Annotated in this window: 21 protein-coding genes; 10 read left to right on the top strand and 11 right to left on the bottom strand. The window is 69.2% G+C overall.

Annotated features, from left to right (window positions below; translation table 11 throughout):
* The first annotated feature begins 85 nt into the window (after nucleotides 1-85).
* From BM004_RS38365 to lnt, 3 genes are all read left to right on the top strand, one after another.
* The gene (locus BM004_RS38365) at nucleotides 86-814 is read left to right on the top strand and encodes a GNAT family N-acetyltransferase (RefSeq protein WP_093130588.1); all 729 of its coding nucleotides are present in this window, start codon (nucleotides 86-88) and stop codon (nucleotides 812-814) included.
* A gap of 99 nt (nucleotides 815-913) precedes the next feature.
* Nucleotides 914-1,792, top strand: a complete 879-nt coding sequence (locus BM004_RS38360; RefSeq protein ID WP_093130587.1) for an HlyC/CorC family transporter — start codon at nucleotides 914-916, stop codon at nucleotides 1,790-1,792.
* Entirely contained in the window at nucleotides 1,792-3,366 is a 1,575-nt protein-coding gene (gene lnt / locus BM004_RS38355; RefSeq protein ID WP_093221828.1) for an apolipoprotein N-acyltransferase, read from the top strand. Before BM004_RS38360 ends, lnt begins: the two co-directional genes overlap by 1 nt.
* Before the next feature lie 12 nt (nucleotides 3,367-3,378).
* Here lnt and BM004_RS38350 read toward each other — a convergent pair whose 3' ends face one another.
* The 7 genes from BM004_RS38350 to BM004_RS38320 all read right to left on the bottom strand — a co-directional run bounded on the left by BM004_RS38350 (nucleotide 3,379) and on the right by BM004_RS38320 (nucleotide 10,306).
* Nucleotides 3,379-4,749 carry an FAD-binding oxidoreductase gene (locus BM004_RS38350; protein ID WP_093221826.1) on the bottom strand — a complete coding sequence of 457 codons (1,371 nt, stop codon included), beginning with the start codon at nucleotides 4,747-4,749 and terminating at the stop codon, nucleotides 3,379-3,381.
* An 8-nt stretch (nucleotides 4,750-4,757) separates the two neighbouring features.
* Nucleotides 4,758-5,579 (bottom strand): ABC transporter permease, encoded by an 822-nt coding sequence (locus BM004_RS38345; RefSeq protein ID WP_093221824.1) that lies wholly within the window; start codon nucleotides 5,577-5,579, stop codon nucleotides 4,758-4,760.
* Entirely contained in the window at nucleotides 5,576-6,412 is an 837-nt protein-coding gene (locus tag BM004_RS38340; RefSeq protein WP_093130583.1) for an ABC transporter ATP-binding protein, read from the bottom strand. The genes BM004_RS38345 and BM004_RS38340 overlap by 4 nt, the downstream gene beginning before the upstream one ends.
* Before the next feature lie 76 nt (nucleotides 6,413-6,488).
* The gene (locus BM004_RS38335) at nucleotides 6,489-7,469 is read right to left on the bottom strand and encodes an ABC transporter substrate-binding protein (protein WP_093221821.1); all 981 of its coding nucleotides are present in this window, start codon (nucleotides 7,467-7,469) and stop codon (nucleotides 6,489-6,491) included.
* A 99-nt stretch (nucleotides 7,470-7,568) separates the two neighbouring features.
* Entirely contained in the window at nucleotides 7,569-8,432 is an 864-nt protein-coding gene (locus BM004_RS38330) for a creatininase family protein (protein WP_093130581.1), read from the bottom strand.
* A gap of 18 nt (nucleotides 8,433-8,450) precedes the next feature.
* Nucleotides 8,451-9,722 carry an amidohydrolase family protein gene (locus tag BM004_RS38325; protein WP_093221819.1) on the bottom strand — a complete coding sequence of 424 codons (1,272 nt, stop codon included), beginning with the start codon at nucleotides 9,720-9,722 and terminating at the stop codon, nucleotides 8,451-8,453.
* Complete coding sequence (locus tag BM004_RS38320) at nucleotides 9,719-10,306, bottom strand: NAD(P)H-dependent oxidoreductase (protein WP_093221817.1); 588 nt, start codon at nucleotides 10,304-10,306, stop codon at nucleotides 9,719-9,721. The genes BM004_RS38325 and BM004_RS38320 overlap by 4 nt, the downstream gene beginning before the upstream one ends.
* A gap of 194 nt (nucleotides 10,307-10,500) precedes the next feature.
* Between BM004_RS38320 and BM004_RS38315 the strand changes: the two genes are divergently transcribed.
* Nucleotides 10,501-10,821 carry a hypothetical protein gene (locus tag BM004_RS38315; RefSeq protein ID WP_093221814.1) on the top strand — a complete coding sequence of 107 codons (321 nt, stop codon included), beginning with the start codon at nucleotides 10,501-10,503 and terminating at the stop codon, nucleotides 10,819-10,821.
* Nucleotides 10,822-10,849: 28 nt separating this feature from the next.
* Here the strand turns inward: BM004_RS38315 and BM004_RS38310 are convergent, their stop codons facing one another.
* The gene (locus BM004_RS38310; protein WP_177206764.1) at nucleotides 10,850-11,527 is read right to left on the bottom strand and encodes a TetR family transcriptional regulator C-terminal domain-containing protein; all 678 of its coding nucleotides are present in this window, start codon (nucleotides 11,525-11,527) and stop codon (nucleotides 10,850-10,852) included.
* Nucleotides 11,528-11,697: 170 nt separating this feature from the next.
* On the opposite strand from BM004_RS38310, the gene BM004_RS38305 reads away from it, so the two are divergent.
* The gene (locus BM004_RS38305; protein ID WP_093130576.1) at nucleotides 11,698-12,768 is read left to right on the top strand and encodes an asparaginase; all 1,071 of its coding nucleotides are present in this window, start codon (nucleotides 11,698-11,700) and stop codon (nucleotides 12,766-12,768) included.
* Between the two features lie 136 nt (nucleotides 12,769-12,904).
* Here BM004_RS38305 and BM004_RS38300 read toward each other — a convergent pair whose 3' ends face one another.
* Genes BM004_RS38300 through BM004_RS38290 form a run of 3 tightly spaced genes read right to left on the bottom strand, consistent with a single transcriptional unit; the run spans nucleotide 12,905 to nucleotide 15,545 of the window.
* A complete protein-coding gene (locus tag BM004_RS38300; RefSeq protein WP_093221812.1) occupies nucleotides 12,905-13,723 on the bottom strand; it encodes a phosphatase PAP2 family protein in 819 nt (272 codons plus the stop codon).
* Between the two features lie 11 nt (nucleotides 13,724-13,734).
* Nucleotides 13,735-14,580, bottom strand: a complete 846-nt coding sequence (locus BM004_RS38295) for a metallophosphoesterase family protein (protein ID WP_093221810.1) — start codon at nucleotides 14,578-14,580, stop codon at nucleotides 13,735-13,737.
* Nucleotides 14,577-15,545, bottom strand: coding sequence for a diacylglycerol/lipid kinase family protein (locus BM004_RS38290; RefSeq protein ID WP_093221808.1), 969 nt, complete (start codon nucleotides 15,543-15,545; stop codon nucleotides 14,577-14,579). Before BM004_RS38290 ends, BM004_RS38295 begins: the two co-directional genes overlap by 4 nt.
* Before the next feature lie 232 nt (nucleotides 15,546-15,777).
* Between BM004_RS38290 and glyQ the strand changes: the two genes are divergently transcribed.
* The 5 genes from glyQ (at nucleotide 15,778) to BM004_RS38265 (ending at nucleotide 20,901) form a co-directional block, all read left to right on the top strand.
* On the top strand, nucleotides 15,778-16,686 hold the full coding sequence (gene glyQ / locus BM004_RS38285) for a glycine--tRNA ligase subunit alpha (protein ID WP_093130572.1): 909 nt from the start codon (nucleotides 15,778-15,780) through the stop codon (nucleotides 16,684-16,686).
* Nucleotides 16,687-16,705: 19 nt separating this feature from the next.
* Nucleotides 16,706-17,272 (top strand): metal-dependent hydrolase, encoded by a 567-nt coding sequence (locus BM004_RS38280; RefSeq protein ID WP_093221805.1) that lies wholly within the window; start codon nucleotides 16,706-16,708, stop codon nucleotides 17,270-17,272.
* Between the two features lie 101 nt (nucleotides 17,273-17,373).
* The gene (gene glyS / locus BM004_RS38275) at nucleotides 17,374-19,506 is read left to right on the top strand and encodes a glycine--tRNA ligase subunit beta (protein WP_093221802.1); all 2,133 of its coding nucleotides are present in this window, start codon (nucleotides 17,374-17,376) and stop codon (nucleotides 19,504-19,506) included.
* A 46-nt stretch (nucleotides 19,507-19,552) separates the two neighbouring features.
* Entirely contained in the window at nucleotides 19,553-20,131 is a 579-nt protein-coding gene (gene gmhB / locus BM004_RS38270) for a D-glycero-beta-D-manno-heptose 1,7-bisphosphate 7-phosphatase (protein WP_093130569.1), read from the top strand.
* On the top strand, nucleotides 20,131-20,901 hold the full coding sequence (locus BM004_RS38265) for a lysophospholipid acyltransferase family protein (RefSeq protein WP_093130568.1): 771 nt from the start codon (nucleotides 20,131-20,133) through the stop codon (nucleotides 20,899-20,901). The genes gmhB and BM004_RS38265 overlap by 1 nt, the downstream gene beginning before the upstream one ends.
* Nucleotides 20,902-20,908 lie beyond the last annotated feature (7 nt).

Genomic DNA, 20,908 nt, shown 5'->3' with positions numbered 1-20,908 from the left:
ACGCAACCCGGGCACTCGGTCGCGAATGTGTCCCGGATTGCCCCTGTTGCCTTGATGATTAAGGGAAAACCCTTACATTCGAGGCATGCTGACAGCCAAGACCCTCCTCAAAGCGTCTCTCGGCCTTGGCTCTTTCCTGAAAGCGCCGATGGTTGAGGCGCAACCACGCGCCACCAGCGCGCCTCAACCCGTCATGGTGCCGATCCGCTCGATCGGCCCTCGCGAGCGCGAGCGCATCGCGCGCCACCTGCTCGACCTGACCCCGCACGACCGCTACCTGCGTTTCGGCTACGCGGCGGCCGACGAACAGGTGCAGCGCTACGTCGACAGCCTCGACTTCGAGCGCGACGAGCTCTTCGGCATCTACAACCGCCGCCTCGACCTGATCGCCATGGCCCACCTGGCCTTCGCGCCCGGCGACCAGCACAGCGACTGCGCCGAATTCGGCGTGTCGGTCTCGGCGCACGCCCGCGGCCGGGGCTACGGCGCCCGCCTGTTCGAGCGCGCCGTGGTCGTGGCCCGCAACGAAGGCGTGGGCATGCTCTTCATCCATGCGCTGAGCGAAAACGCCGCCATGCTGAAGATCGCGCGCAACGCCGGCGCCACCGTGGTGCGCAGCGGCGCCGAGGCCGAAGCCCACCTGCAGCTGCCCAGCGCCACCTTCGACAGCCGCATGAGCGAAATCGCCCTGGAGCACTACGCCGCGGTCGACTTTGCCCTCAAGAGCCGCGCCAAGCAGTTCTGGTCCTTCCTGGCCAGCCTGCAGGAAGTGCGCAGCGGCATGCGCGACGCCCGGCGCAAATCCGGTTCCTGAGCCCCGGCAAAGGCGCCGCACGGCCTGTGACGCCCGTGCGATAGAGCCTGTCATGTGCAATCCGGTATCCTTGCGTCTCTTCAACTAAGCCCTCCCGCAGTGGCCGAACCTCACCCTGAACGCGCTCCCGTCGAACGGGAAGACAAGCGCGGCTTCCTCCAGAAGCTTGCCGAATTCATCCACCCCGGACCAGACTCGCGCGACGAGCTGATCGAAACCCTGGCGGACGCCGAGGACAACGAGGTGATCGGCGCCGAGTCGCGCGTGATGCTCGAAGGCGTTCTGCGCATGGCCGACATGACCGCCGGCGACGTCATGGTCGCCGCGCCGCGCATGGACACGGTGAACATCGACGCGCCCTACGACGCGTTGCTGCACCTCGTGATCGACACCGCGCACTCGCGCTTTCCGGTGTACGAGGGCGAAAAAGAAAACATCATCGGCATCCTGCTCGCGAAGGACCTGCTCAAGCTGCAGCGCGCGCCGGGCCTGAACATCCGCGCGCTGCTGCGCCCGGCCACGTTCGTGCCCGAGAGCAAGGGGCTGAACGACCTGCTGCGCGAGTTCCGCGGCAACCGCAACCACCTGGCCATCGTCATCGACGAGTTCGGCCGCGTGGCCGGCCTCATCACCATCGAGGACGTGCTCGAGCAGATCGTCGGCGAGATCGAGGACGAGTTCGACATCGCAGAGGACGAGGGCGACATCTTCGGCCTGGCCGACCACACCTACCGGGTGTCGGGCGACACGCCCATCGAGCGCGTGGCCGAGGCCTTCGGCATCGTGTTCGACGAAGAACAGCTCAGCGAAGACTTCGACACCATCGGCGGGCTGGTCGCGCACGAGATGGGCCACGTGCCCAAGCGCGGCGAGCACCACGCCATCGGCGGCTTCGACTTCGTGGTGCTGCACACCAAGGGCGGCGCGGTGCGCTGGTTCAAGGTGTCTCCGGCCCGCGGCGGCGACGCGGCCGACTGATGCGCGGCGCGCCAGCTTCTACCTCCGCCAACCTGTTCCGCCTGCTCGGCTTCGCTGCCGCGGGGCTCGCGCAGGCGCTGTCGATGGCATCGCCCGCGGGCGGCAAGCCGCTGTGGTGGCTGCAACTGCTGTCGCTCGGCGCCCTCGTCTGGCTGCTCGACGGCCTGCGCGCGCAGGGCGCGGGCTGGCGCCGCGCCGGCCTGCACGGCTGGCTCTTCTCGACCGCCTGGCTCACTGGCAGCTTCTGGTGGCTCTTCATCTCGATGCACACCTACGGCGGCCTGCCGGCGCCGCTGGCGGCCATCGCCGTCTTGGCACTGGCCGCGGCGCTGGGCCTCTACTACGCCGTGGCGGCCGCCTGGTTCGTGGTGCGCGGGCCCAAGGGACGGGTGACGGGCGCCGTCGTCTTCGCGGCGCTCTGGACGCTCGCAGAGCTCGTGCGCGGCAGCTGGTTCACGGGCTTTCCGTGGGGCGCCGGCGGCTACGCGCACGTCGAAGGGCCGCTGGCCGCGCTCGCGCCCTGGGTGGGCGTGTACGGCATCGGCGCGGCGGCCGCGCTGGCCGTGGCACTGGTCGCGCTGCGCCGGCCGTTGCGCGCGGCCGAGACCGCGCTGGGCGTGGCCCTGCTCGCCCTCGTGTTCGTCGCGCCGCAATTCGCCTCGCCGCTGCACAGCGAGGTGCAGGGCGACAAGGGCGCCACCGGCCAGCTGCAGTTCGCGCTGCTGCAGGGCAACATCCCGCAGGACGAAAAATTCATTCCGGGCGGCGGCATCGAGACCGCGCTGCGCTGGTACGGCGAGCAGTTGCGCGACACCAAGGCCTCGCTCGTGGTGACGCCCGAAACCGCCTTGCCGCTGCTGCCGCAGCAACTGCCGGCCGGCTACCTCGAAGCCATCCAGGCGCGCTACAGCCAGGGCACGCAGGCCGCCATCGTCGGCCTGCCCATGACCGGGCTCGGCGGCCGCGGCACGTACAGCAACTCGGTGCTCGGCTTCCAGCCCGGCGCCGCACGCGCCTACAGCTACAGCAAGCACCACCTCGTGCCCTTCGGCGAGTTCATTCCCACGGGCTTTCGCTGGTTCATCCAGATGATGAACATCCCGCTCGGCGACTTCGAGCGCGGCGGCCTCGCGCAGGCGCCGTTCCTCTGGCAGGGCCAGCGCATCGCGCCGAACATCTGCTACGAGGACTTGTTCGGCGACGAGATCGGCGCCAACTTCAAGGACGAGGCCACCGCCCCCACCATCCTGCTCAACGTGAGCAACATCGCGTGGTTCGGCGATTCGGTGGCCATCGACGAGCACCTGTCCATCTCGCGCATGCGCGCGCTCGAGTTCGCACGGCCGATGGTGCGTGCCACCAACACCGGCGCCACGGTCGTCATCGACGCCACGGGCCGCGTCACGCACGAGCTGCCGCGCCTCACGCGCGGCGTGCTCGAAGCCAGCGTGGAAGGCCGCCGCGGCCTCACGCCCTATGCGCGCTGGGTGGCGCCCTTCGGGCTGTGGCCGCTGTGGATCGGGGCGATGGTCATCGTGGCCGCGGCCTTCGTGCTGCGCCGCCGCCAGGGCTGAAGCTCAGGCTGCTCAGGCCGGGGGGGGCGCTTTCACCGGCCAGTCGCGCAGCTTGCCGGGGTTCAACAAACCCATCGGATCGAAGCGCTTCTTCACCGCGATGACCTCCGGCGGCAGCGGCCCGCCGGCCTTGCCGTCTTCCACGATGTTCACGTGCGGGTTGTTGATGTGCACGTGGTGCGCACGGTGGATGTCGATGATCTCGTTCAGCCGCTCCTCGGTGCTGAAGCGCACCAGCTGCAGGCCGCTGCAGGTCATGAGCCCCGCCACGTTGCGGATGAACTCGGTGTGCATCATCACCTCGCCGCCCAGCAGCTTTTCCATCTCGACGATCTGCTCGACGTGCTTGCCGGGAATGAAGCCGCTCTGCAAATAGGTCAGGTTCGGGTCGATCTTCAGCGCGTGCAGCGTGGTGTGGTTCCAGGTGAACTCCATCAGCGTGCGGTTGCTCTTCTGCACCTCGGCGGCGGTCTTGCGGTAGCCCACGGTACCGCCGTGCGCTTCCACCAGCAGCATCATGGCCGGCTCGCTAGATTCGGCCACCAGCGACAGCACCGTGTGGCAGCCCTTGGGCAGGCTCGCCGACAGTTGCGCCAGGTGATCGGAAATCGGCGCCGCGAAGAAAGAGACGCCGCGCTTCACGATGCCCGGCCCGTTGGCGAGCTTGTCGGCGAAGTTCAGCGCATTCTCGAAGTTGTCGAAAGTCACCAGCGTCTCGAGCCACGGGTGCGCCGGTGCCAGCGCAATCTCCAGCTCCAGCACCAGCCCGTTGGTGCCCCACAGGTGGTGCATGCGCATGGCGTCGGGCCCGCGCAGCTCGACCATCTGCGGCTCGGCCTCGATGGTCATCGCGCGAATGCCGATCACGTTGCCCGGCGCGCTCAGCGGCCCGTAGTTGATCGAGCCCACGCCGCCGAAGCCGCCGCCGAACAGGCCGCCCAGCGTCGCGCTGCGGTAGGTCGAGGGCACGCAGCGCATTTCCTGCCCGGTGGGCTTGGTCTGCTTCTCGAGCTCGCCCAGGCGGATGCCGGCCTGCGCGCGCGCCACGCCGGGCTGCACCCACAGGCAGGCGTTGTAGCCCGTCATGTCGAGCACCACGCCGCCGGCCAGCGGCGTGGTCTGGCCGTAGTTGCCGGTGCCGCTGCCGCGGATGGTGATGGGCACGCCGCGGCGCGCGCAGGCGCCCACCACCGCGCGGATTTCTTCCTCGGTGCGCGGGCGCACGACCACGTCGGCGCGCTTGTCTTTCAGCTGGCGCGTGAGCACCGGGCTGAACCACGAGAAGTCCTGCGAGAGCCGCGTGACGCGGCCTTCGTCGGTGATCCAGTCGAGGTCGGGGAGTTCGAGCAGCAGCTGCTCGATCACGGAAACGGGAGCGTTCATGGTCTAGTTCAATCCTGGGAAAGTTCGCTCGCGTGCCACGAGCCCAGCGCCAGCTTGGTGAGCCAGGCCATCAGCACGAAGAGCGCGACACCGGTAAGGGAAATCAGCAGCAGGGCCGCGAACATGCGCGGAATGTTCAGCTGGAAGCCCGCCTGCAAAATCTGATACGCCAGCCCCGCGCCCGAGCCGCCCGTGCCGGCGACAAACTCCGCCACCACCGCGCCGATCAGCGCCAGGCCGCTGGAGATGCGCAGCCCGCCGAAGAAGTAGGGCAACGCGCTCGGAATGCGCAGGCGCACCAGCTGTTGCCAGCGCGTGGCGCGGTTCAGCTTGAAGTAGCTCTGCAGGTCGGGGTCGATGCTGCGCAGGCCCAGCGTGGTGTTGCTGATGATGGGAAACAGCGCCACCAGTGCCGCGCACACCGTCATGGCGGCCACCGGGTTCTTCACCCAGATGATGATCAGCGGCGCCACCGCCACGATGGGCGTCACCTGCAGCAGCACCGCGTACGGAAAGAGCGCGGTCTCGATGCGCTTGCTCTGCACGAACAGGAACGAGATGAGCACGCCCGCCACCGTGGCCAGCAGGAACGACAGCACCGTGATCTTCAGCGTGACCAGCAGCGCGCTGCCCAGCGGCGCCCAGTCGGTCACCAGCGTCTGCATCATCAGGTAGGGCGAGGGCACCAGGTAGGCCGGCAGCTCCATCGCCACCACCATCCATTGCCACAGCGCGACCAGCACCACGCCGATCATCATCGGGTAGAGCACGCGCTGCACGCGCGGCTGGCTCAGCAGGGGAACGCGTTGCTTTCTTGCGGCGGCGGTCATCGTGCGGCCTCCTCATCGTGGCTGCTGGCGCGCAGCAGGCTGTCCTGCAGTTGCTTGGCCTGGCGTGCGAACGCCGGCGTCACCATGAAGTCGGCGCTGCGCGGGTAGGGTTCGTCGATGTGGAACTGCTCCACCACGCGGCCGGGCCGCGCGGCCATCATCACCACGCGGGTCGACAGGAACACCGCCTCGTGAATGGAGTGCGTCACGAAGATCACCGTGAGCTTCTTCTTGCGCCACAGCTCGAGCAGGTCGGCGTCGAGCTTGTGGCGCGTGATTTCGTCGAGCGCGCCGAAGGGCTCGTCCATCAGCAGCAGGTCGGGCTGCGTGACGAGGCCGCGCGCAATCGACACACGCATCTGCATGCCGCCCGAGAGCGCGCGCGGCAGCGCGTTGGCGAACTTCTCCAGCCCCACCAGCGCGAGCGATTCCATCACCCGCGCATCGGCTTCCTTGCGCGGCACGCCGGCCAGGTCCAGCGGCAGGCGCACGTTGGTCTGCACGCTGGCCCACGGCATGAGCGTGGGCGACTGGAACACGAAGGACATCTTGCGTGCGCTGTCGTGCAGCTGGCTCACCGGCTTGCGCCACACCAGCAGGCGGCCGTCGCTGGGTTCGAGCATGCCCGCCACCATCTTCAGCAGCGTGCTCTTGCCGCAGCCCGAGGGGCCGAGCAGCGTGACGAATTCGCCTTCGGCGATCGACAGGTCCACCGGCAGCAGCGCCTGCGTGCCGTTGGGGTAGGTCTTCTCGGCCGACAGCACCTCGACGGCAGGCACGGCGGGTGTGAGTTCAGGCGGAGGCGCCAGGGTGTGGGGTTCGATGCGATTCATGCGTGGAGCCTTTCGAGAACGGCCGCGTGGCGCGGCCGCCTGGTTTCAGGGCAATGCCCAAACGTCGGGGCAGACCTCAGGGCAGGACCTTGGCGTCCTTGACGAACTCGGTCGTGTAGGTCTTGGCGAGGTCGACCTTGGCCGGGTCGAGCAGCTTGGCGCTCACCAGGAAGTCGTAGCTCGCCTTGGCGCGCGCATCGGTCATCACGCCGATGCCGAGCTTGGCCGCGTCGCCGCCGGTGATCATGCCCATCTCTTTCAGCTTGGCCACGCTGTAGGCCAGCTGGTCGTCGGTCATGTTGGGGTTGTCCTTCTTGATCAGCGCGTTGGCGGGCGCCGGATCGGCCAGGTAGCTCTTCCAGCCTTCGGCCGAGGCCTTCACGAAGGCGGCGACCTGCTTGTTGCGGTCCTTCAGCGTCTTCTCCATGCACGACACCGTGGTGGCGTACGCGGGAAAGCCGTGGTCGCTGAACATCAGCACCGTGCTCTTCACGCCGGCCTTCTGGATGGCGTAGGGCTCGGAGGTCAGGTAGCCTTGCTGCGCGGCGTTCTTGTCGGCCACGAAGGGCTGGATGTTGAAGGTGTAGGGGCGCGTCTGCTCGTCGGTGAAACCGAACTTGGCCTTCAGCCACGGCCAGTAGCCGCGTTGTGCCTGCGCGCCGATGAGCAGCGTCTTGCCCTTGAGGTCCTCGAACTTCTTCACGTCCTCATGGGCGATGAGCACCTGCGGGTCCTTCTGGAAGAAGGCCGCCACGTTCACCACCGGCACGCCGCCTTCGCGCACCTGCATCATCTGGATGTCGCTCGAACCCATGATGCAGTCGGCCTGGCCGGCGGCCATCATCTGCGTGATGTTGACCTGCGGGCCACCCATCTTGATGGTCACGTCCAGGCCGTACTTCTTGTAGATGCCCTGTGCCACCGCCTGGTAGAAGCCGCCGTGCTCGGCCTGCGCGTACCAGTTGGTCATGTAGGTGAACTTGTCCTCGGCCTGCGCGGGCGCGGCGAGGAAGGCGATGGCGGCGGCGCCGGCCAGGGACAGTGCGAAGGAGCGCATGGAGTAGACCTCTCGAAGGGGCGAATTGAAATGAAGAAACGGTGATCGGTGCGATGCAAATAGCGGGCCGCGCCTGGACTCAAGCGGCCTTCAACAGCCTCAGGCGGGCGTGAAGCTCTGCTGGATGAACCCGGTCTGGTGGCCGCGCTCCCAGGTGGGCTCGTCGCGCACCACCCACTGCAGTGCGTGCAGCTCGGTCAGCGCCTGCACCCAGCTGTCGGAGAGCGTGTCGAGGATGGCCTCGCCCTGTTCGCGCGTGGCCGTGGTCGGGTCGCCGATGACGCCGCTCGGGCCGAAGTCGCGCGCGGTCCACGCGCAGGCCGGGCGGCCGTCGGCCGACAGCAGCTTGATGGGGAAGGGCGGTGGAAAGTTGGCCACCGCGCGCTCCATGTGCACCGTCTCGGGCGCCAGCGCGAGCATCAGCGCGGTCTCGGAGTGGCCGGCGTGCATCGCGAGCTTCTTCTCCTGCTCGCTGACCTGCTTGCTGGCCGCGCTCGGCAGGCGCGACACGCCGTGCGGCACGATCACGAAGTCGCCATGGCGCAGGCGCAGTTCGCGCGCGGCCATCTCCAGCACCTGCGGCTGGCCGCCGTGGCCGTTGGCGAACAGCAGCTTGCGAAAGCCCGAGCGATAGACCGACTCGCCGATCTCGATCACCGTCGACAGCAGCGTGGTGCCGGTGAGCGTCATGGTGCCCGGAAAGTGCAGGTGCTCTTCCGACTTGCCGTAGGTGATGGTCGGCAGCGCGAAGGCGCGCACGTCGGCCGGCAGCTTCTCCAGCGCCTTGCCCATCACGCCCGAGCAGATCACGCTGTCGACCGAGCACGGCAGGTGCGGGCCGTGCTGCTCGATGGCACCGCAGGGCAGCACGATGACCGTGTTCTCGCGGTCGGGCAGCGCGGCGATCTCGGTCCAGCTCAGGTAGGGCAGGAAGCGGTGGGGCGGAATGTAGCCGTGGAGCATGGCGGTCCTTGCGGTTCGTTATCGGGGGAGGAAGGGCGTGGCGTCGCCGCGCGTCACGCGGCCGTCGCGCAGCACCACGCGGTGGGCGGTGCGCGAAGGCCAGCCGTGGCGGTCGGCGTCGGTGAAGAGCACCAGGTCGGCGCGCTCGCCGACCAGCGTGGGGTGCGCGGGCGCTGTGCCGCGGCGCAGCCAGTCGCCGCGGCACAGCGCCTGCGACCAGGTGTCGAAGGGCTCGTCGAGCTGCGCCACCAGCGCGGCCGTGCCCAGCGCCTCGACCGGGTCGAAGCTGCCGAGCCGGCAGAACGGGTCCTGCACGTTGTCGCTGGCGAACAGCAGCGGAATGCCGCGCTCCCGCGCTTCCTTCACCAGCGTGATGCCGCGCAGCCGTGGTGTGCGGCCGGTCACGGCGTCCTGCAGCAGCAGGTTGGTGGCGGGCAGCGACACCACGGTGATGGGGGCGCGCGCCACCGCGTCGAGCGTGGCGAAGGCCTGCGCCTCGGGCTGGGCCGCGAGCGCGCAGATGTGGCCGCAGGTCACGCGGCCTTGGTAGCCGATCTCGCGCAGGATGCGCGCGGTGGTCTGCAGGCCGACCGCCGCGGCATTGAGTTCTTCGTCGACGTGCAGGTCGATGTCGAGGTCGCAGGCCTGCGCCGACACCAGCAGGTTGCGCAGCGCGTTCTCGCTCCAGTTGGTGGAGTGCACGAAGCCGCCGAGCAGCGCGTGCGGGCCGGTGGCCTTCACCTGCTTTGCGAGGCGCAGGGCCTGCGCCGCGTCTTCGAACAACGGCAGCTTGATGAGACTCACCTGCTCCAGGCGCACCTTGCCGGCCCATTCCTGCGCCAGCTCGGCCATCACGGGCCAGGCCATCGGCAGCGACTCGGGCTCCCACCAGTCGACGTGCGTGCGCAGGTGCGTGGTGCCGCATTCCCAGGCCCACTGCAGGCCGCGCGCGGCGCGCTCGCGCACGTCGGCGGGCGTCCAGTGCACGCGGTCGGCCAGCATCGCGTCGATGGCGCCGAGCAGGCCGGGCTGCACCTGTTTCATGCGCGGCAGCGTGAAGGCCTTGTCCAGGTGCGTGTGGGCGTCGACGAAGCCGGGCAGGGCCAGCGTGCCGGCAAGGTCCCAGGCCGTGGCGGAGGGCGCATCGCCGGTTGCGGGCAGCACCGATCGCACGCGGCCGGCTTCGATGCCGAGGCGTGCCAGCACGGGCACGCCGTCGCGCTGCGGCCAGTCGGTCGGCAGCAGCCAGCGCGGCAGCCGCACGTTGTCCAGAAGGGCGGGCGCGTTCATGCGAAGCGCGCCATCGCGTGGCCGACCTTTGCCATGAAGCGCTTGAGCTGGGGCTCGGTCGCCACGTTCATGTGGTAGTGGGCGTGGTAGTCCACGCGGGCGCCCTGGCCGGTGAGCCGCTTCATGTAGCGCGTGACGATCTTGCGCGGCGGGTCGCCCATGTACATGGCCACCCAGCGCGGCCGGCCGTAGGTGACCACGGCGCTGATGCGCTTGATGTGCGTGAGCATCGGCTTCACGTTGGCCGGGTCGCTGATGTCGAAGGCCACGCCCGGCATGAAGAGCCGGTCGAAGTAGCCCTTGAGCATCGCCGGCAGGCCGAAGCACCAGGTCGGAAAGCAGAACACGATGCCCTCGGCCCACTGCAGCCGCTCCACATAGGGCGCCAGCGGCAGCCGGTTGGCCGGCACGTCGTGGTAGCCCAGGCGCTCCTCGCGCGACAGCACCGGGTTGAAGCCCTCGGCGTACAGGTCGCAGTCGTCCACCTCGTGCCCGGCGGCGCGCAGGTTCTTCAGTACCTCCTGGTGCAGGGCGGCATGGAAGCTGGTTTCGACCGGGTGGCAGTAGACGACGAGCACGCGCATGGTGTGTTTGACCGCTTAATCAGAGCAAGTGGTCAGGTTATGCAAGCGACGTGCCAGTGCACGTGCACCGGTTTGGGGCGATCGGCGGCGACCGAGGCGAGCGCCCCGGCCCTTCAGTTCTTCCCCAGGCTGCCGATATCCGGAAGCCGGGCGCCATTGCAGCGCCCGAACCTTTGCTTTTTCGGATGGGGTGTATGAGGGAACGTTGGCTTCGATCGGGCCGCCGCGCGCGCGGCGCGGCAGCGGCGCTGTTGCTCGCGCCGGCGCTGTGCCTGGCGGAATCGGCCTATGGCAGCGCCAGCGCCTCGGCCCGGCTGCAGATCACCGTGGTCGTGCCGCCGGTGTTCCGCGTGCTCGAGGTCACGCCGGTGGCCGACGGCTACGAGTACCGCGTGTGGACCAACATGCCGTCGATCGTCATCGGCGGGCACGAGTACCGCTTCGAGCGCATCGGCGAGAACACGGTGCGCGTGCCGACGGCGCCCGGCGACACCTGGGTCGTGCACGGCCTGTAAGCCATGCGGGCCACGCAGGAGCGGAGCTTCAGGCCTTGATGCCGCAGCCGTTCAGCACGAAGGCCACGAGCTCGCGCGCGATCGGCTCTCGGTCGATCGGCGCGTCGGGCGGCAGGCCGAGCATCACGCGCGTCTGGATGGCGTAGTCGGCATAGCTCTGGGTCATGGCCCAGACGTGCATCAGCAGGATGCGCGCATCGAGCGGGCGCATCTGCCCGCGCGCGATCCAGCCGTTGATGATGTCCACCTTCTTCTGCGTCCACGCGCGTGCGTTGGGCCAGTAGCGGTCGAGGTTGCGCCCGCCGTCGAGGATCTCTCGCGTGAAGATGCGCGACATCTCCGGGCTGTCGATCGCGTGGTCTAGCTTCTTGCGGATGTAGTCGCCCAGCACCGTGGCCGGGTCGCTCGCGTCCTCGAACGAGAACACCACCTTCCACGCATGCAGCACCTGCATCAGCAGCTCTTCGTAGAGCTCTTCCTTGCCGACGATGTAGTAGTGCAGCTGGGGCTTGGTGAGGCCGGCGCGCGCGGCAATTGCCTGGGTCGAGGTGCCCTTCAGGCCGTGCAGGCTGAACTCGGTGACCGCCGCGGTGCGGATCGCCGCCATGATGCGTTCGCGCCCGGGCCGTGCGCGCGACAGCGGGCCGTCGGGGGCGGGCATTTCCTGGGCGGTCGAGGCGAAGGGGGTGGCGGAATCGGCGTTCATGGCAGGCGGCGGCGGCGGTGTGCGCGGCCCCTGAAGCGGCCGCGCGGTCGATGGTAATCCTTCGTGCATGGGCGCATGCCATGCCGGCATGGAGGCACGGAGCATGCGGGCATGGTTCATGTATCTTCCTCGCCGCCTCGAAAGAATCCACTTCAACAAAGGAGCTCTCCATGTACCTTTCTCCCCGTTTCAGGGCCCTCGCGGCCGGCACCGCACTGCTGGCGGCCAGCGCGCTCGCGCAGGCGCAGCAGGCGCTGCCCAACGTGGTGATCCTCGCCACAGGCGGCACCATCGCGGGCGCGGGCGCCTCGGCCGTCAACAGCGCCACCTACGCCGCGGCGAAGGTGGGCGTGGAGAAGCTCATCGCCGGCCTGCCGGAGCTGGCTAAGGTGGCCAACGTGCGCGGCGAGCAGGTGTTCCAGGTCGCATCGGAAAGCCTCACCAACGACAACCTCATGACGCTGGCCAAGCGCGTCTCGGCACTGTCGAAGCAGCCCGACGTCGACGGCATCGTGATCACGCACGGCACCGACACGCTGGAAGAAACCGCCTACTTCCTGACGCTGACCGTGCACACCGCCAAGCCGATCGTGGTGGTCGGCTCGATGCGCCCGGGCACCGCGCTGTCGGCCGACGGCGCGCTGAACCTGTACGACGCGGTGAACGTGGCGGGCAGCAAGGACGCCATGGGCAAGGGCGTGCTGGTGACGATGAACGACAACATCGACAGCGGCCGCGACGTGAGCAAGAACGTCAACATCAAGACCAACGCCTTCTCCAGCCAGTGGGGTCCGCTGGGCATGGTGGTGGAGGGGCGCAACTACTGGTTCCGCGCGCCGGTGAAGCGCCACACCATGAACTCGGAGTTCGACATCGACACCATCAGCGCGCTGCCGCCGGTGGAGATTGCGATGGGCTACGAAGGCGTGTCCTCGGTGGCCATCGACGCCATTGCCAAGAGCGGCGCCAAGGCGCTGATCCACGGCGGCACCGGCAACGGCTCGGTGGCCGACCGCATCGTGCCGAACCTGCAGAAGGCGCGCGCCGACGGCGTGATCGTGATCCGCAGCGCACGCGTGCCCGACGGCTTCGTGATCCGCAACGCCGAGCAGCCCGACGACAAGTACGACTGGGTGGTGGCGCACGACCTGCGCCCGCAGAAGGCGCGCATCCTGGCGATGGTGGCACTCACCAAGACCAGCGACACCAAGGAACTGCAGCGCATCTTCTGGGAATATTGATCTCCCCCAGGCTTGCTCGCTTCGCGTAGCCTCCTTCCCCCTTCCGGGGGCAACACCTGCGGCCCGGCAAAGCCGGTTCCGCGGTGTTCCTGGCGAAGCCTCGGTTTTTCGCCCGGCGGAGCGTCCGGGCCGGGGTTCAGGCCAGGGCGCGCCGCTGCTGCCGGTGGCGCGCGTACTCCAGGCTGCTCACGCACACGAGCAGCCAGGCCAGGCCGGTCAGCAGGCCGGCCGCCACGTCGCTCGCAAAGTGCACCTGCAGAAAGATGCGGCTGCACGCGATGGTGACGATGGCGCCCGCCGCGGCCATCGCGCCCGGCACGTGCCAGCGCGGCGGCAGCGTGCGCAGCAGCAGGTACAGCAGCATTCCGTAGCTCACGATCGCGCCCGCGCTGTGGCCGCTGGGAAAGCTGTAGCTCGTCTCCAGCGCCAGGCCGTGGTCGTGCAGCGGTCGGGCCCGCGCGAAGATCTGCTTGAGCGCCGGGTTCAGCACCACGATGCCGCCCAGGGCCAGCACCCAGCCCAGCGCCAGGCCGCGGTGCGAATGCCACCAGAGCGCGGCGGCCACCAGCAGGCACACCGGCCCGAGGAAGGCCGCGTCGCCCAGGTGCGTGACCCAGCTGAACACCACCAGCGCGGTGCGCGGCAGGTGCGTGGCAATGGCGTCGGTCAGCGCGTGGTCAGCCTGGCCGAGCACGCGGCCGTCGGAGATGTTCGACGCGATCCACGCGAACAGGCTCGAGGCCAGAAGAATCAGCACGAAGCCCGACGCGAGCCCGAGCGCGATGCGCGGCTCGCTGGGCTCGTCGGTGTCCAGCGCATTGAAGTGGCGTTTCTGCAGCAGGTGGCAGGCCAGGCCGGCACCGAGCACCGACATCGCGAGAAGGCAAAGGAACCAGGGCAGCGCGTGCACGCCGAGCTGCTGTGCAGCGAGAACAAGAGGGGCTTGCGTCAACATAGCGGCGCACCCTAAGGCCGCGCCGCCTCACTGGCAAGGGAAAGACCGAATACTTCGGCGCAGCCGAAGGCCTTGTCGCGCGCCACGTAGTCCCAGCGTTCGACGCGGCATGCGCGAGGGCCGCCAGCCATGCCTTCGGCAACATCGTCGGCCATGCCCGCGCGCACCACGTTCACCGAATTCGGATGGCCCGCGCGCACCCGCGACGACACCGCGGTGCCGGCCTGCACCGCCCAGGCCGTGCGCGCGCACCCCGGAAAGGCGTCGTGCAGCGGCCGCACATAGGGCAGGTGGATGTGCCCGCCCAGGATCAGGTCGGCGCCGGCCGCGCACCAGCGCGCCACCGCCTGCTCGCGCCCGTGCAGGCGGTTGCCCATGTCCTGCGTGCGCGTGACCATCACCGGCTGGTGCGTCACCACCACGCGCACCTGCGACGGCGAGGCCGCCGCCAGCCGCCGCGCCACGCGCTCGACCTGCGCGGGCGAGACCGCGCCGTCGGTGTGCCGGTACCAGCGCGTGGTGTTGACCATGGTCACCTGCCAGTCGGGCGACTCGAACACCGGCTCCAGGTCGTCGCCGAAGGCCCGGCGGTAGCGGCCGTAGGGCGCGAACACGCGCGCCCCCAGCTGGAACAGCGGAATGTCGTGGTTGCCCGGCACGGCCACCACCGGCCGCCCCAGCCGGTCGGCAAAGGCCCGTGCCGCCGCAAACTGCGCGGCGGTGGCGCGCTGCGTGATGTCGCCCGACAGCACCACCACGCCCGGCGCCAGCGCATCGGCGAGCCGCTCGAGCGCGTGCAGCACGTCGGGCTGCTCGGTGCCGAAGTGGGGGTCGGAAATCTGCAGCAGGCAGCTCATTCGCGCGCCGCCTCCAGCTCGGGCGCCGTCCGGGCCGGGCGCACCAGCCACAGCGGCTCGGGCGACACGCGGAACAGCAGCGGCGTGTCGACCCAGCCGATCTCGCCGTCGGTCGCCACCTTGATGCGGCGCGCGGCCAGCGGGCGCCGCGGCTTCACCGTGAGCGACTCGAACGGAAAGCTCAGCACCTCGTCGGCGTCGCCGAGCCGGCCGAGCGCGCCGCGCACCAGCAGGCCGGGCATGGCCAGCGGCCCCACCGGCTTGAGCGCAATGGCGGCCAGCTGGCCCTGCTCGGGCACGTCGGCCTCCGGAATGCCGACCTGGTGCAGCTGCAACGGGTTGTTGCCGACGAACAGCGTCGGCGTGCGGATGTCGCGCTCCACGCCGCGCCAGGCCATGCGCAGGTTCCATTGCCGGTGGCCGCGCAGCACCGTCAGCAAGCCGGCGCCGAAGGCGATCCAGCGGTTGCGGCCGTAGCGCGCCTTGTAGGCCTCGCGTTCTTCCAGCAGCTCGGCGTACAGGCCGAGGCTGGCATTGACCAGGAACACCCGGTCGTTCACCAGCCCGACCTGCACCGCGCGGGGCTGCTCGGTCAGCAGGATGTGCAGCGCCTGCGCCGTGTCGCGCGGAATGCCGTGGGTGCGGCTGAAGTAGTTGAAGGTGCCCTGCGGCAGCACGCCGAAGGCGCAGCCGCTGCCCAGCGTGGCGTGCGCCACCGCGTTGATGGTGCCGTCGCCGCCCGCGGCCACCACCACGCCGCCCACCGCCCGCGCCCGCTCCACCGCCTCGCGCGCCAGCGCCTGCACCCGGCCGGGTCCGTCGACCACGAAGATGCGGTTGCGCCGGCCGGCCGCATCGCAGCCTTCCTCGATGACCCGGCGGGCCTCGGCCGCGTCCTCGCTGCCGGAGCTGGCGTTGAGCACGATGAACAGGGGGGCGTCGGGTGCGGTCTCGGGCACGGGCATGTCGTTGGGGCGGGTCTGAAGGCGGGGAAAGTGCAGGAAAAGAGGGCCAAAAACGGCAGCGGCGGCCCCGCCGCACGCGGCGGGTTGGGTGTTGTCGCACCCCTCGCCCGGCCCCGGCAGCAGGCGACTTCCCGATCCGCTGTGGGAGAGTTGCCCTCCGAACGTAAAATCGCCCGCTTTCGCGGTGCTTCGCCGCGCTACCGTCCAATGTCCGGCCACGCCGGCCAGCTTCATGTTGACCTTCCAGCAAATCATTCTCAAACTGCAGTCGTACTGGGCCGACAAGGGCTGCGCGCTGCTGCAACCGTACGACATGGAAGTGGGCGCGGGCACCTCGCACACCGCCACCTTCCTGCGCGCGCTCGGCCCCGAACCCTGGAAGGCTGCCTACGTGCAGCCCAGCCGCCGCCCCAAGGACGGCCGCTACGGCGAGAACCCCAACCGCCTGCAGCACTACTACCAGTACCAGGTCGTGCTGAAGCCGGCGCCCAGCAACATCCTCGAGCTCTACCTCGGCAGCCTCGAAGCCCTGGGCTTCGACCTGAAGAAGAACGACATCCGCTTCGTCGAGGACGACTGGGAGAACCCCACGCTCGGCGCCTGGGGCCTGGGCTGGGAGGTGTGGCTCAACGGCATGGAAGTGACGCAGTTCACCTACTTCCAGCAGGTGGGCGGCATCGACTGCAAGCCCATCACCGGCGAGATCACCTACGGCCTGGAGCGCCTGGCCATGTACCTGCAGGGCGTGGACAACGTCTACAACCTGACATGGACCGACGGCCTGAGCTACGGCGACGTCTACAAGCAGAACGAGGTCGAGCAGTCGACCTACAACTTCGAGCACAGCGACGCCGAGTTCCTGTTCACCGCCTTCAACGCGCACGAAAAGCAGGCCAAGCACCTCATGACCGAGCAGCTCGCGCTGCCGGCCTACGAGCAGGTGCTGAAGGCCGCGCACAGCTTCAACCTGCTGGACGCGCGCGGCGCGATCAGCGTGACCGAGCGCGCGGCCTACATCGGGCGCATCCGCAACCTCGCGCGCAGCGTGGCGCAGAGCTACTACGAGAGCCGCGAGCGGCTGGGCTTCCCGATGGCGCCGCGCGAATGGGTCGCGCAGATGCCGCCGAAGAAGGCCGCCTGAGCGAACGCCGAGCCACTGCATGCCCACCGTCTTCACCCACGTCGCCGTTCCCGTCTGCGCAGCCATTGCGCTGGGCACGCGGCGCGTGCCGGTGGCGGCGCTGCTGGCGGGCATGCTCGCGTCCATTGCGCCCGACTTCGACGGCCTGGCCTTCAAGCTGGGCATTGCCTACGGCGGCATGACGGGGCACCGCGGCTTCACGCACACCCTGCTGTTCGCGCTGCTGCTGGGCCTCGCGGGCTGGTGGCTCGCGCCCCGCTGGGGCATGCGCCGGGCCGTGGGCTGGGCGTGGATCTCGCTGTGCGCCGTGTCGCATCCGCTGCTGGACATGCTGACCAACGGCGGCATCGGCATCGCCCTCTTCTGGCCGCTCAGCGACGTTCGCCATTTCAGCCCGTGGCGGCCCATCGAGGTGTCGCCGGTGGCGCTGAAGCGCTTCTTCTCGCCGCGCGGCGCGCAGGTGCTGCTCAACGAGATGGCCACCGTGTGGGCGCCGCTGCTGGCGGCCGCGGTGCTCGCGCTCGTCGCGCGCCGCCGCGTGGAGCGTCGCAACCTGGAGCTGCGCAAGGGCGCCGTTGCCGCATGAATCCGATCTGTCTTCTTTCTTCTTTCCCTTCCACGGCGCCGCTTCGCTGCGCGCCCGTGGCCGGTGCCGTCCGCGGCCCATTTTCAAAAGCCCTCTGAGCCATGTCGTCTGCCAGCCTTCTTGTCGAACTGTTTGTCGAGGAATTGCCGCCCAAGGCCCTGAAAAAGCTGGGTGACGCCTTTGCCGGCGGCCTGCGCGACCAGCTCGTGGCGCAGGGGCTCGCCGAGCCCGGCGCCGTGCTGACCGCCTACGCCTCGCCGCGCCGCCTGGCCGCGCACCTCACGCACGTGGCCGAGCGCGCCGCCGACAAGGCCGTGTCGCAAAAGCTCATGCCCGTGGCCGTCGGCCTCGACGCCTCCGGCCAGCCCACGCCCGCGCTGCTCAAGCGCCTGGGGGCGCTGGGCGCCGACGCCTCGGCCGTGCCCGGCCTCAAGCGCGCGATGGACGGCAAGGCCGAGGCCCTGTTCTACGAAAGCACCGCCAAGGGCGCCACGCTGGCCGAAGGCCTGCAGAAGGCGCTGGCCGAAGCCATCGCCAAGCTGCCGATTCCCAAGGTCATGACCTACCAGCTCGAGGAAGGCAGCGAGCTGCCCGGCTGGACCAGCGTGAGCTTCGTGCGCCCCGCGCACGGCCTGGTGGCGCTGCACGGCGACACCGTGGTGCCGATCGAGGCGCTGGGCCTGAAGGCCGGCCGCGACACGCACGGCCACCGCTTCGAGGCGGCTGTCGACCCCGTGGTGCTGCGCGACGCCAGCAGCTATGCGCTGCAACTGCAGGAAGAGGGCGCCGTCATCGCCAGCTTCGAGGCCCGCCGCGCCGAGATCGCGCGCCAGCTCGCGGCGGCCGCGGTGAAGGTCGGCGGCGGCGTCGTGCCGATCAACGACGACGCGCTGCTCGACGAAGTGACCGCGCTGGTCGAACGCCCCAACGTGCTGGTCTGCAGCTTCGAGCGCGAGTTCCTCGAAGTGCCGCAGGAATGCCTGATCCTCACGATGAAGGCCAACCAGAAGTACTTTCCGCTGCTCGACGCGTCGAACAAGCTCACCCACAAGTTTTTGGTCGTCAGCAACATCAGCCCCGACGACGCGAGCGCCGTCACCGGCGGCAACGAGCGCGTGGTGCGCCCGCGCCTTGCAGACGCCAAGTTCTTCTTCGATCAGGACCGCAAGAAGTCGCTGGCCTCGCGCGTCGAGTCGCTGGGCAAGGTGGTCTATCACAACAAGCTGGGAACGCAGGGCGAGCGCGTGGAGCGCGTGATGCGCATCGCGCGCGGCATTGCCGAGAAGATCGGCGACGCCACGCTGGCCGCGCACGCCACGCAGGCCGCCCAACTGGCCAAGGCCGACCTCGTGACCGACATGGTCGGCGAGTTCCCCGAGCTGCAGGGCACCATGGGCCGCTACTACGCGCTGCACGACGGCCTGGACGCCTCGGTGGCCGACGCCATCGAAGACCACTACAAGCCGCGCTTCGCCGGCGACGAACTGCCGCGCAACAACGTGGGCCTGGTGGTCGCGCTGGCCGACAAGCTCGAGACGCTGGTCGGCATGTTCGGCATCGGCAACCTGCCCACCGGCGACCGCGACCCGTTCGCGCTGCGCCGTCATGCGCTGGGCGTGCTGCGCATGCTGATCGAGAAAGACCTCGCACTGGGGCTCGACGCGCTGCTGCAGGACGCCGCCGCGCAGTTCGACGGCATCGCCGGTTTCGACAGCGGCAAGGCCACCGTCGAGCTGCAGGACTTCATTCTCGACCGCCTGGCCGGCAGCCTGCGCGAGCAGGGCGCCAGCGCGCAAGAGGTCGACGCCGTGCTGGCCCCGCGCCCGCAGCGCCTGGGCGAAGTGCCCAAGCTGCTGGCCGCGGTGCGCGCCTTTGCCGCCTTGCCTGCCGCCGCCGCGCTGGCCGCCGCGAACAAGCGCATCGGCAACATCCTGAAGAAGGCCCCCGAGGCCGACGCGCACGTCAGCGAGCTGCTGCTGCAGGAGCCCGCCGAGAAGGCGCTGCACGCCGCCATGGCGCAGGTCGTGCCCGCCGCCAACGCGCAGTTCGAAGCCGGCGACTACACCGCCTCGCTGCAGACGCTGGCCGCGCTGCGCGAGCCGGTCGATGCCTTCTTCGACGGCGTGATGGTCAATGCCGACCAGGCCGACCTGCGGTTGAACCGCCTGGGCCTGCTGATGTCGCTGCACGCCGCGATGAACCGCGTGGCGCAGCTTGAGCGGCTGGCTGTCTGATCTCTTCCCGACGACTCCACGAGACTCCACCACGGGCGGCATTGCCATGAAACTCGTCATCCTCGACCGCAACGGCACGATCAACGTGCACCGCGAAGATTTCGTGAAGAGCGACATCGAGTGGACGCCGCTGCCCGGTGCGCTGGAGGCCGTGGCGCGCCTGAACCATGCGGGCTGGCACGTGGTGATCGCGTCGAACCAGTCGGGCCTGGGCCGCGGGCTGTTCGACATGGCCTCGCTCAACGCCATGCACGCCAAGATGCACAAGATGCTCGCGGCCGTGGGCGGCAAGGTCGACGCTGTCTTCTATTGCCCGCACAGCCCCGACGAGGACTGCGATTGCCGCAAGCCCAAGCCGGGCCTGTTCCTGCAGATCGGTGACCGCTACGGCATCGACCTGAAGGGCATCCCGACCTGCGGCGACAGCCTGCGCGACCTGCAGGCCGGCGCGGCCGCCGGCTGCGAGCCGCACCTGTTGCTCACGGGCATGGGCGCGGCCTGCCGCGGCGTCGATCCGCTGCCTTCCGAATACCCGGCGAACACGGTGGTCCACGACGACCTCCCCGCCTTTGTCGACTTTTTGCTTGCGCGCGAAGCGCAGGCTGCACTGCAGGTAGCTGTCTGATGGCGTTTATCCGTTCCGTTCTCCATGCACTCTGGATGCTCGTCACCGTGGTGCCCTGGGGCATCATCATGTGTGTCAGCTCGCTCTGGAAGCGCGGCATTCCGCTGTACTGGATGGCCGAGCGCTGGCTCAGCTGGGCCATTGGCGGCGCGCGCGTGCTGCTGGGCATCAAGACCCGCGTGAGCGGCATGGAGAACCTGCCGACCGACCAGCTCGCCGGCGCCGTGCTGCTGGTGAAGCACCAGTCCACGCTGGAGACCTTCCTGATGCCCACGCTCATGCCGCACCCGCTGGCCTACGTGTTCAAGAAGGAACTGATCTACGTGCCGTTCTTCGGCTGGGCGATGGCGCGGCTGGACATGATCCACATCGACCGCAGCCAGCGCGCGCAGGCCTTCAACAAGGTGGTGAACCAGGGCCGCAAGCTGCTCGCGCAGGGCATCTGGATCATCATGTTCCCCGAAGGCACGCGCATTCCGCGCGGGCAGAAGGGCACCTACAAGAGCGGCGGCACGCGCCTGGCCTGCGAGACCGGCGTGCCGGTGATCCCCATTGCCGTCACCTCGGCCAAGGTGTGGCCCCGCAAGGCCTTCATCAAGCGCCCCGGCGTGGTGGACGTGTCCATCGGCCCGGCGATCCCGAGCGTGGGCCGCAAGCCCGACGAACTGATGCGCGAAGTCGAAGCCTGGATCGAGGCCGAGATGCGCCGCCTCGACCCCGAGGCGTATGCCGACAGCCCTGTGCAGCCCACGCAAGAAGCGGTGAGCTGAGAAGACA

The organism is Variovorax sp. OK212 (assembly GCF_900112425.1).
Classification (GTDB): Bacteria; Pseudomonadota; Gammaproteobacteria; order Burkholderiales; family Burkholderiaceae_C; genus Variovorax.
Note: the sequence above shows the minus strand (reverse complement) of the source record. Positions and strands in the feature narration are given on the sequence as shown.